The sequence below is a fragment of the Calothrix sp. FACHB-168 genome (genome assembly GCF_963889195.1).
GTDB lineage: Bacteria > Cyanobacteriota > Cyanobacteriia > Cyanobacteriales > Nostocaceae > Aulosira > Aulosira anomala_A.
This window is the reverse complement of record NZ_CAWPNJ010000075.1, coordinates 18044-30455: the sequence shown is the minus strand read 5'-3', so window position 1 is coordinate 30455 and position 12412 is coordinate 18044. Positions and strand designations below refer to the sequence as shown.

General features: G+C 38.0%; 5 protein-coding genes. 2 read left to right on the top strand and 3 right to left on the bottom strand.

The window, feature by feature from the left end; all coding sequences use genetic code 11:
- Nucleotides 1–41 precede the first annotated feature (41 nt).
- Both AACW45_RS34430 and AACW45_RS34425 read right to left on the bottom strand, forming a co-directional pair.
- A complete protein-coding gene (locus AACW45_RS34430) occupies nt 42–1868 on the bottom strand; it encodes a ShlB/FhaC/HecB family hemolysin secretion/activation protein (protein ID WP_190637512.1) in 1827 nt (608 codons plus the stop codon).
- Nucleotides 1862–8170 (bottom strand): two-partner secretion domain-containing protein, encoded by a 6309-nt coding sequence (locus AACW45_RS34425; protein WP_190637510.1) that lies wholly within the window; start codon nt 8168–8170, stop codon nt 1862–1864. Before AACW45_RS34425 ends, AACW45_RS34430 begins: the two co-directional genes overlap by 7 nt.
- Nucleotides 8171–8180: 10 nt before the next feature.
- Between AACW45_RS34425 and AACW45_RS34420 the strand changes: the two genes are divergently transcribed.
- Nucleotides 8181–8381 carry a hypothetical protein gene (locus AACW45_RS34420; RefSeq protein ID WP_190637508.1) on the top strand — a complete coding sequence of 67 codons (201 nt, stop codon included), beginning with the start codon at nt 8181–8183 and terminating at the stop codon, nt 8379–8381.
- A gap of 333 nt (nt 8382–8714) precedes the next feature.
- Entirely contained in the window at nt 8715–11441 is a 2727-nt protein-coding gene (locus tag AACW45_RS34415; protein WP_190637516.1) for a CHAT domain-containing protein, read from the top strand.
- On the opposite strand, the gene AACW45_RS34410 is transcribed toward AACW45_RS34415, so the two are convergent.
- Nucleotides 11436–12257, bottom strand: a complete 822-nt coding sequence (locus AACW45_RS34410; protein WP_190637506.1) for a DUF928 domain-containing protein — start codon at nt 12255–12257, stop codon at nt 11436–11438. The genes AACW45_RS34415 and AACW45_RS34410 overlap by 6 nt on opposite strands.
- Nucleotides 12258–12412 lie beyond the last annotated feature (155 nt).

Genomic DNA, 12412 nt, shown 5'->3' with positions numbered 1-12412 from the left:
TTTTTTGGGGCGCTTCCCCTACCCGTTTATGGTGTATTTTTTTAGTTCAGTAAATCTGTTGCTGTTATTTTCTGTTTGCTTCCATTTAGTCTAAACTCCAGTTGGTAATTCAAAGAGAAATATAATCCGTTATCTTGCAGCGAATTCCCCTTATCTTTGACTGCAATTAAAGGAATTCCATAATCTAAACTCAGATTTAAATCAGGTGTAACTTGCCAGCGCAAACCTGTACCAAGACTAGCAATTATACCAGGATCGGGATTTTCAGCGCGGTTGTTCCATCCACCACCAATTTCAAAAAAAGGCGTTAATTGAACTGTTTTTAATTGATTGCTGAGGGGAAGGCGAAATTCTATTGATGCTAACACTCCATTATCTGATACCAGTTGGTTTTGGCGATATCCCCTAACTGTATCCACACCACCAAGACTCAGCTTTTCTATGGATAACAGCGAATTTGGGGTTAATTGGGTGTTGAGACGGGCAAGCATTAAGGTTCTGGGAGATAATTGCTGTACCCACTGAAACTGTCCCAACCAAGAAAAGAAACGTCCATCTGTTCCTGAATCGTTGATAGTTGCGTTAAATGCACCGATACCCCAACTAAATTGCGATCGCGCTGCTAAAACTCTGGTAGCATCTCTTTTTACCCAATCCTGGGTAAATCTAATTACCGCAACTCTTGATTTACCATCTTCTGGCCCCTCAGAAAAGGAAAAAGGAATGTCATCAAGTATGTAAGTTTGGCTGCGACGGACATCGAAACCAATACCCAAACCTAATTCGCTTTCTACTTTTTGAATCACAGGTTGACGAAAAGCAACCGAAAAACTCTCAGAGTCGCTACGGATACCTAACTCTTCAAAGTCGGATTCAATAATTTTGCTGTTATTGTTGCTATAGCGAAAGCTCAGAGAACCATTACGGGCATTTACTGGTAAGCTATAGCCTAAACTATATAAGTTTAATCCATCAGTTAAACCGTATTCAGCCGTGAATTTATCTCCTATACCCAATGGGTTGTTGTAGCTGGTATAAACGCTACCTTGAATTGAGCCGACACTGGGGGATTGATTATTAGCAATAATAATACCACCATTAAAAGCAGGAGCTTCTTTTAAACGTACTTGTAAAATGTTTAAACCAGGGGCGCGTCCTGCTGTTAATTCGGCATTGACTTGTTCTAGTAAGGGGTCAATTTGTAATAGTTGTAATGCTTCTTCAAGGCGTTTGCTGTTTAATGGTGCTTTGGTAGCGATTTGCAAACGACTCCTTACATATCCTTCTTGTAAGCGGGTTAATCCCTTTATTTCAATACCTTCTAATTGTCCTTCTACTATTTGAATTGTGACTATACCCTTGGCAAAATTGTTGTCATTATCGGGGGAAATAAATGCTCCCGAAGTGACGTAACCGTTGCCAAAGTAAAGCTGGGTAATTCTAGTCCGCAACTCAATTAAATTATCAAAGGTAAATTCACATTTTTTTATATTTCTTATATATTCTGACTTGATTTCCGCAATTGTATTGTTGAGAACAGTATTACCCAAAATATTTATTTGCTTAACACAAAACTTCCGAGTTGTAGGAGAGGGTTGTTGAGGAAGTTGTTCATTAGAAGGTGTTTGCAGTGGAGAAGTGGGAGCAGGAGAAGGAATTTCTGCAGGGGCAAGAGGTTCAGGGTTTTTGGGAATAGTTTCGATTTGTTCGGGAATATTTGGCGGAATATTGACACCAGCAGGGGGAGTTGATTGGGCTGTTGCGGTGAGAGAAATTGGATTAAAAGCGGCGATCGCCAATACCGAAATCATTATTTTTTGAAGCACCTGTTGCACCGCTTTTGTCTCTCCTTTATAGAAAATTAACATTCTTTACCAAGTACAAGTTTGCCATTTGGCAGTTCGTATACTCCAGTTGGTTCGATAACGCGATCGCCAATTTGCCAGGGTCGTTTTTGTGTAGGTAATGTTGTTGATTCTGCTGGGATTGGTTGCACATCTCCAGTGGAATAGGAAGGAAGCGGAGCATCACCAGGACGTACAGCTACACCACCGGAACCTGTGATGAAGAAGGAACCGTTTTGTTGTTGATTTCTGCGGGCTATGCAACTATTGGCGATGAGGGCGTTAGTGTCAATCGCGTCTTGGGGAAGTTTGCCCAGGTTGTTTTGTACGAAACCTGTATCAGGTAGAACAATTACACCAGATACAGCACCGCTAGCGTTGATATCTACTCGGTTATTTTCTTCTAAAGTCAGTGGATTAGTACCAGGAGTTGCGGGACGATAATTTTGTCCAAAGAAAGCTGGTGTATCAAAGGTGATGTTACCACCTTTCCCATCTTGGGCAAACGCGAAAATGTCACTGTCCCCAAAGGCGAGAATAGAGTTTGCTGTAAGTTTTATGTCTCCACCGCCACCAGCACCGCTAACAACGGAGGTAGAGATGTTACTGTCTCCGAAAAAGCGAATATTTTCAGCATTAACATTAACACTTCCTCCTGATGATTGTCTGGAGAAAGTCAGAATATTACCATTTGTAAGATTTAAATTTTTATCAACATTAATATTAATGTTACCTGCCTTACCTTGATTAAAACTCCTAGTTGAAATTAGCCCGCGATCGCGAATGTTTAAATTTCTCGCAGTGATTGTAATGTCTCCTGCGTCTGTACTCGAATTAGCACCACTAGTTTCACTACCGATAGCACTAACAAATTGACCGTTAGAAGCTATTCCAAATATTTCTAAAGTATCAGCATTTATTTCTATATTTCCACCGTGACCTTGCCCTCTATTAGAGGCTGAAATTGTTCCTCCACCCTCAATTCTAATGCTGCCTGTATCAATAATTCTCAAGTCACCAGATGCTCCAGAAGCAGAGGTTTCCGTAGACAATCGACTCCCAACAATTCTACTATTTTGAGTCCCAGTACCAGAAATATTCAATGACTCACGAGCATTGATAGTTAAATTTCCTCCACGACCTTGATTAAAAGTTTGGGTTGATATGAGTGCGCCATCCCTAATGTTTAAAATTCGGCTTGTGAGTGTTATATCTCCCGCATTTGCAATTGAATCCTTACCAGAAGTTTCGCTTGCAAAAGCACTAACAACTTGATTATTATTAGAGACTCCGATTAATTCTATGGTATCAGCATTTACTTCAATATTTCCACCTTTCCCTTCCCCAAAAGTAGAAGCCGAAATTTGCCCTCCTGAACCTATTACAATGCGATTGGTATCAAATATTTTGATGTTACCAGAGGCTCCCAAACCCGCAGTCGATGTAAACAAACCACTGCCAAAAATTTGGCCATTTTGAGTCCCAGTACCAAGAATATTCAATGACTCACGAGCATTAATAGTTAAATTTCCTGCCCGACCTTGATTAAAAGTTTGGGTTGATATGCGTGCCCCATCGCGTATGCTCAAAAGTCTGCTTGTGACTGTTATATCTCCCGCATTTGCAATTGAATCTTTACCAGAAGTTTCGCTTGCCAATGCACTAACAGCTTGATTAGTATTAGATACTCCAATTAACTCTATAGTATCAGCATTTACTTCAATATTTCCACCTTGTCCTGAGCCAGTAGTTGAAGCTGAAATCTGCCCTCCTGAACTGATTACAATGCGATTGGTATCAAATACTTTGATGTTACCAGAGGCTCCTAAACCCGAAGTCGATGTAAACAAACCACTGCTAAAAACTTGACCATTTTGAGTACTAGTACCAAAAATATTCAATGACTCACGTACCGTTACTGTTAAACTTCCTCCCTGACCTTGGTTTAAGGTTCGGGTTGATATAAGTGCGCCATCGCGAATGTTTAAATTTCTGGCTGTGATTGTTACATCCCCTGCTTCTGCTCTCGAATTAGCAGCAGTAGTTTCACTTCCTAAAAAACTTAAAAATCGCCCATTTGCAGAGGCACCACTTAACTCTACAGAATCAGCATCTATATTTATATTTCCGCCTTTACCCTGACCAATACTGGAGGCAAATACTGCTGCTCCTTCCTGAATTCTTATAAGTCCAGTATCTATAATTTTCAAGTTCCCTGCTTCTCCAGACCCTTGAGTTAGGGTAGATATAGCACTTCGGAAAAATCCACCGTTGGAGAAACTAGTTATGCCAGATATCTGCAAAGATTCAGTTGCTGTTACAGTTAAGTTACCTCCTTTACCTTGATTGGAAGTTTCGGTTGATATGAGTGCGCCATCTCGAATGTTTAAGTTTCGAGTTTTAATTGTTATATCTCCTGCATTCGCATTTGAATCAGTTCCCTTGGTTTCACTTTCTAAAACACTGCGATATCTTCCATTTGTGGAAATACCCTTCAAATCAAAGCTATCAGCATTGATATTAATATTTCCACCTTTACCTTGTCCTGAAGTCGAAGCAGATATCACCGCACCATCGGCAATTAAAATTTGTCCTGTATCCGTAATGTTCAAATTGCCTGCTGCTCCGGAACCTATAGTTCCTGTTGATAAGGCACTTCTGTAAAAAATTTGAAATGAATTTTTTGCTATTGTACTCGTGCCAAGCACATTTAATGATTCGCGGGCAGTAACGGTCAAATTACCTCCCTGACCCTGATTAGAAGCATCAGTTGATATGAGGGCACCATCACGAATATTTAAAATTCGAGTCGTAAGCGTTACATCTCCTGACTTAGCATTTGGGCTAATACCAGCTGTTTCACTTCCTAAAAAACTGCGGGAAAGGTTCTTAAATGAAACACCTTCTAATTCTAAGCTATCAGCAGTTACATCTATATTTCCACCACGACCTTGCCCAAAAGTAGAAGCGGAAATTCCTGCCCCATCTTCTATTTTGATGAGTCCAGTATCAAATATTTTCAGATTACCTGCTGCACCAGAGCCAAACGCTTCTGTGATCAAGCCACTACGAACTGGTTGACCGGTTGATAGTGTCCCAGTACCAGCTACATTGATAGATTCACGAGCAATTATGTTTAAATCTCCTCCCTGACCTTGATTAGAAGTTATGGTAGAAATTAATGCTCCATCGCGAATATTTAAAAGTCTAGTAGTAAGTGTTACATTTCCTGCATTGGCTCTCGAACCAATACCAGTAGTTTCACTTGCTAAACCACTACGCAATAGACCATTAGCTGACAGTCCGATTAAATCGACAGTATCAGCAGTTACCTCTAGATTTCCACCGCTACCTTGCCCTAACGTAGAAGCTCTAACGCTTCCACCATCTTGCACTTTTAAAAGTCCAGTATTAACAATTCTTAAATTTCCTGCCGCTCCAGAATTTCGTGTTGATGTAAATAAACCGCTACCAACAGTGTTAGTATTCTGAATACCTACACCAGTTATATTTAAAGATTCGCTAGCTGTTACGGTTAAATTTCCTGCTTGACCCTGGTTAAAACTTTCGGTTGAGATACGTGCGCCATTACGAATATTTAAGATTCTAGTTGTCAGTGTCACGTCTCCTGCATTTGCACTCGAACCTAAAAAGGAAGTTTCACTGCCAAAGCCACTGGGAAATTTTTGATTTGTTGAAATACCTTCTAACTCTATCCTATCAGCAGTTACGTCAATTGTTCCACCCTTGCCTAGTCCTGAAGTAGAGGCTAAAACTTGCCCTCCATTCTGCATCTGGATAAGTCCGGTGTCGAATATTTTTATGTTTCCTGCTGCTCCTAAACCGGAAGTTGTTGTAAATAAACCACTGCGAATAACTTGACCGCTTGATAAAGTTGAAGTACCAGCTAAATTGATAGACTCACGGGCAGTTACGTTTAAATCTCCTCCCTTACCTTGATTGAAAGTTTGGGTAGAAATTAATGCTCCATCACGGATATTTAAAAGCCTAGTAGTAAGTGTTACATTTCCTGCATTAGCACTCGAACCAATAGCAGTAGTTCCGCTTGCTAAACCACTAGTAAATCTGCCATTTGGTGTTGTTCCCTTTAACGTGATATCATCTGCATCTATTTTTATACTACCTGCATTCCCCCGACCAGAAGTCGATGCATTAATAACTCCTCCATTGTTAAGCGTGAGTAAGTTGGTGTTAATTCCAATATTGCCTCCTTCTCCTTTACCTGAAGGTTCAATCGTGCTGAAGATACCACTGGTAAAGGCTCCATTACTAGATATTCCATCTACTACTATGTTTTTAGTATTAATGGTGATATTACCGGCTCTACCTTCACTAAGGCTAGACGTAGCAACAATACCTCCTTCGGTAACAAAGAGGGAATCTGCTGTGATATTTATATCGTTGCTGTCTCCCTTGACTCCTTCAGTGGTATTTAAAATACCACTGAAGAAATTACCATTTGCGTTGGTTCCTGTCAGGGAGATACGATCGCGCACATTTATGCGAATATTACCTGTATCTCCTGTACCAAAAGTCGATGCAGTAACTCGCGAACCTTCAGTTATTAACAATGAACCAGCTTGAATATCAATATTACCTCCATTACCTTCTCCACCTAATTCAACCGTACTAAAAATACCACTCAAAATATTATTCTGGGTTGTCTGCACGAAAATAACTCGATCTTGAGCTTCAATATTTATGTTTCCCGCATTACCTTTGCCAAAAGTTGCTGCACTAATCCGCGCTCCATTTGAAATAGAAAAAGAATTTGTACGAATATCTATATCCCCACCATTACCTTCACCCTGGTTGCTAATTAAACTAAAAGCGCCACTGAAAGTTTCTCCATTAAAACTGATTCCATCAAAGTAAATAGTCTTGCCTGCTTCAATAGAAATGTTACCGGCATTACCTTTCCCGTTGGTATTAGCTCTGAGTTGAGCGCCATTTTTTACAAAAAGCGAGCCAGTAGTAATGTTGATATTTCCGCCATTACCCTCGGAGGTTGAATTTACTACTTCGCTATAAATTGCGCTAGGAAATTGACCATTTGGACTGGTACTTTCGAGAGTAATGCGATCACGCGCATTTATCGTAACGTTACCAGCATCCCCTTTGCCTAAAATACTAGTACTTAGCTGTCCACCAAAAGTAACCAAAAGGTTCTGAGTTGAAATATCAATATTTCCAGCATTCCCGTCTGCACCTGTTTCCCCAATACTGAATATAAGGCTTCCATTTAGTGTAATATCATTTTCCGCATTAACAACAACGCTACCAGCATCACCTTTACCCCAAGTGCTAGCGCTAATATAACCAGAACCAAAACCATTAAAGGTCATTGAATCTGTATTAATGCGAATATCACCACCTTTACCAATGGCATTAGGAAACACCCAATTTCTAATGAAACTCTGAGGAGCGATCTGTAATTTACCTGTGGAGTTGATCGTAATATCTCCAGCTTGACTATCAACTGTTCCTAATCCAGAAGAAATACCAGCTTGTATCGTGCTGCCTGAAATATTTAAATTGCCAGCATTAATTGCAATACTTCCACCATTATCAGCCGTTACATCTAGCAAAGAATTGGAGATACTTATATTTGCGCGTGTTAGGCTTTCTGGTAGGCTAAAACTACCATCCTGATTTATTCCTACTGTTCCTGTTCCACCACTCGCACCAAGTTCAATCCTTCCACCAAAAGCCTTTAAGGTGCTGTTATTTAAGCTAATATCACCACCAAGCAAAGCCAGGTTTTTACCTGGTGCTACTCCTAAAAGTGATTGGTTAACATTTATAACACCTTGTTTTGCTACTGCATCAAAAAATAAAGCCGATGGGTTAACAGTTAATACCCCAGGTGTCTGAGGATTAATTGTACTAAAATTTCCTTGATTTCCAAATTGAATCCCGTTTGCAGTAGTCCCATAAAACGAACCATTTATATCTAAACTGGCATTTCCGCCAAAAATAATCCCATTGGGATTCATCAAAAATAGATTGGCATTAGAACGGAAAAAATTGCCATCAATTACTTGCCGAGTCCCCAAAGTACCTAAAATCTCCGAGCGATTACTTCCCGTTACCCGTGCCAAAATATTCTGAATGTTTGGATCGAAAACAAAAAAATAAGCTCCTCGATTTTCACCAACATTAAACTCTCGGAAACTGTGGAATAAATTTTGTCCCCGTTGCGCTCCACCTCCAATCACCTCGTTGGGAGTGCCGTTAAAGTTGAATATTACCCTAGAAGCCTCAGAACCTAATGTATTATCCGGTACTATGTTACTTTGAGCCAAAGCTGGACTGATGAAAGCGGCAATTCCAACGGTAAACTGTGCGATTCCCCAGGAAAGCTTCGCTAACGCACCCAAGCATCCCAACAAAACCGAAGTAGGCGATGCTTTTTTTGCACTACAATGCGATCGCCTAACTTTTCTACCCCTGCCTAGTTTTTTCACTTTCCCCACTCCCACGACTCAAAGCTCTAGAGCAAAACGCGATCGCTAAATCTGTATTTATACTGATTCCATTTCTCAGATTATCATGTGTGTACTCTGCAAAACACTAGAACATTTAATTTTACTTACGTCATCTTTTTTGATAACTCAGTAGCTAGGATTCATGATTTTCTAGTGACAAGCTTTTTGGTAGTCTATTGAATTAAAGCCTTCTGTGAGATGTGTATATTTTTTCTCTGCACAGAATTTTCAAACAAAAACCAGCTACAGGAGTTAACCCGTGTCAAGCCGATATCAGAAACATAGATTGATAGCATTATTCTGCGTAATCGGCTTTGCTCTTTCTCTATGGTTGGGTCAGTTATCATCCACAAATTTACAGGTGCAAATAGGTGAAATCGCAACAGCACAAAATAGTAACCCAAGTCAACTAGTTCAAAAAGGTATCGACAGTTATCGTTTAGGAAATTTTCAACAAGCGATCGACCTTTGGAACGAAGCGCTACAATTCTACAAAAACAATCAAAACCCTGTTAGCGAAGCTATTGTAAGAGAAAATTTAGCGAGAGCATATCCACAAATTGGTCAAACAGAAGCTGCAATTAAGAATTGGGAGCAAGTTATTAGCTTATATCGAGAACTTCAAAGCACTCAGCACAGAGAAGAAAAAATCGCTAGAGCCACAACTGAGTTAGCACAGGTATACAGCAGTATCGGACAACCAAAAAAGGCGATCGCGCTTTTGTGTAATCCTGAAGAAAATGATAATAATAAAAATCAGCAAGAAAAAGACAATAATAATGAAGATTGTCCAAAAAATAGTGTTTTACAATTTGCCCGTGTCAAAGACACTAATTTAGAGGTAGCAATTTTAGGTACTTTAGGTGATGCCTATCGACTAACAGGAACAGACGATTACGAAAAGGCAATTGGCTATCTTGAATCCGGTTTAAAAAAAGCACAAGAAAATAAAAATCTTGTTTATCTGACCTCACTTCACAATAGCTTAGGTAACGCTTATTTACAAAAAGCTTTATTAAACCACCGTCGTGTGCTGATTAAAATCGGAAGCTCAGAAAATACTCAGAAATTTGAAAAATATGCCAATGAGAATATAAGAAATGCACATTTTCATTTACATCAAAGCCTAATAGCTGCTCAAAAGCGGTCAGACAAAATATCCGAAATAAAAGCGATAGAAAGCTTAGGTCGTCTCTACAAAAATTTAGAAGATTTTCAAAAAATTATAGATGCTGATAGCCCACTTAATAAAATTAATCCTACCCAAGAAGTTACAAAATTATTAGAGCAAGCGAATAATATCTTAAAAGATTTACCCCAAAATCGAGAGCGAGTATATACGACTATAAATTTAATCAATTTGCGAAAATCAACAACGAAAGGATGTATAGAATCAGATTTTGAGCGGCAAGCTAAAGAAATGCTCGATGATGCTATTAATATAGCCCAAACCCTCAAAGATAGTCGTGCGGAGTCTTTTGCATTAGGGGAGAAGGGACATATATACGAATGTCGTCAAGAATATGAGAATGCGATCGCATTTACCGAAAAAGCCAGAGCAGCAGCAGAAACCGCAAAATCGCCAGATAGCTTGTATTTGTGGGAATGGCAAACAGGACGTATTCTTAAGACACAAAACAATACAGAAAAAGCTATTAAAGCTTACGAACAAGCAATTAATACTTTAGAAGGAAATACCCGCGCTGATATTTTAACAGCCAATCGAGATATTCAATTTGATTTTCGAGATAGTATCGAGCCAATTTACCGCGATTTAGTTGCAATGAAACTCAGTTTAGAGAAACCAATAGAAGCATTGGGTAAATCCACTGTTTCTAAAAATGGTAAAACTAGTTTTAGTTCTATTCTGAAGACTATTGATTCTTTAAAATTAGCGGAATTGCAAAACTATTTTGGTGATGATTGTAATTTTCCAGCTTTTAATCAAAGTCAAAATAGTTTGCGTAATATCGAAGCAGATGATTTTTTGAATCAACTGCTAAAAACTAATCGAATTATTGAAAATACAGCTTTTATAAATACTATTTTTTTGGATGATAAAGTAGCTGTAATTTTGACTATCGTTAATAAAAATAATATATCCAGTAAATTTCATTTTTCTAATATCACAAGTCAAAAATTTGTAGAGAATGTCAAAAAATTTAGAAATAGGCTAGGAAGATATCAAGATTCATATGAAGATTATCAACAAGACAACGTTTCATTTTCTCAAGAAATTTACAAAGAAATAATCGCCCCTTTTGCTCAAGACTTAAATCCTGAAATTATCAAAACATTAGTATTTATACAAGATGGTATTCTGAGAAGTATCCCAATGGCAGCTTTGCATGATGGTGAAAAATTTTTGATTCAAAAATATGCAATAGCAACAATTCCTAGTTTAACTTTAACACAAGCAGAAATTACCGATAATCGTAAATTCAGTGTACTTGCCTTAGGTTTGACTGAAAAATCATATATCGATAATATACCTTTTGATAAACTTGAGTATGTTGATGATGAAATTAGAGGAATTAAACAGCAAATTCCCGAAACGCAAGAATTAGTCAATGAAAATTTTACACCTCAACGTATAAAACAAGAGTTAAGTCAAAGATTTTATTCCATAATTCATATCGCAACTCATGGTAAATTTGGTATTCGACCAGAGGATACTTTTCTTGTTACTGGTAAAAATGAGAAAAACATACATGAAAAATTGACTTTCAAAGATTTGGATAACTTAATTCGTCAATTTTCTCGGAACACACAACCATTAGAGTTAATAGCTTTAACTGCTTGCGAAACAGCGCTTGGAGATAACCGCTCTGCGTTAGGTTTAGGAGGTGTTGCTATACAAGCAGGAGCAAAAAGCGCCTTAGCTTCGCTGTGGACAATTAGTGATAAAGCAACAGCACCAATTGCCACCAACTTTTACCGCAATTTGCTGAGTCAAGATAAAATGAGTAAAGCACAAGCTTTACAAATTATACAGAAAAATATTATTGAGACAGAGGATGCTGAATTAAGAATATTCAAGCATCCTGGTTATTGGTCTTCAATTGTGTTAATTGGTAATTGGTTATAAATTTTTCTGAATTTCTATAACTTTTTGCAGCGCCGATGCTTGTTTTTCAAAAGCTTCTTTGAACTCCTTATTATCGCCTACTTTTATCGATTCCTGTGTTTCATCGTCTCTCAACTCTTCCAAAATTTTTACATACTCACTGCTTATTTTATTTTCTGATATTTCATTCAAAGCTTCATACCAAAGATTTTCTTTAGTAAATAATTGCACCCGTTCGAGGCGATTTTTTGTCTTAGATAATTGAATTTCCAAATTAGTTGGTGTGGGGATAGTTTCAATCACAGCTTGTGCAATGAGAGAATTAGAAGATTCAGTTTCATCGCATATTAGAGTAACTTGCCAAATATATTGTTTTTCCATGATTAAACCAGGTTTATTCTTGTCTAGAGAGACATTCATAATTCCATGTAAACTTTCCTGTGTTGTTTTTGTTATTCTTTGAAGATACCTACCTTTTTTATCACCTGTTTCTGCATCATATTCATAGATACTAAACTCAATTTGATATTCTTTATTGCTCGATTGTTCTGGCGATACAAACCAAAAAAAGTTTGGGTACATAGAAATAGATTGTCCAAAAATTGGAGCCATAAGTGTTATCCCACTACATCCTCTTCTAGTTGCATTTCCATTAGGGGGTTTTCTCGGACTAGTTCGCTTTGATGGCCCATTCACGTCATTAGTTGTTTGTCCTTGAGCAATTGTCGGAATCTCTGAAATATTGAAGTAGGTTGTTAATATTATGTTTACTGCCGATAAAATCAATAAAACAACGAAAAATAGGATTTTTTTGCTAATAAAATAATTTTTAATCATTGACGATTGTTGTTAATAACTAATGTTTTTGTCCTTTTACATATAATATAATTTATTGATGAAAAAGTAATTAGCTTTTTCTACATACTTGATGGTGTAACTCAGCAATATTTTTGGCATAAAAGTGCCATGTTTTTAGATAAATAAACTCTCGC

What these genes read in the sequence shown, in the direction of transcription:
- AACW45_RS34420 (WP_190637508.1), top strand. Translation starts at nt 8,181, where the DNA reads ATGAAAGCGGCAATTCCAACGGTAAACTGTGCGATTCCCCAGGAAAGC.
- AACW45_RS34430 (WP_190637512.1), bottom strand. Translation starts at nt 1,868, where the DNA reads ATGTTAATTTTCTATAAAGGAGAGACAAAAGCGGTGCAACAGGTGCTT.
- AACW45_RS34410 (WP_190637506.1), bottom strand. Translation starts at nt 12,257, where the DNA reads ATGATTAAAAATTATTTTATTAGCAAAAAAATCCTATTTTTCGTTGTT.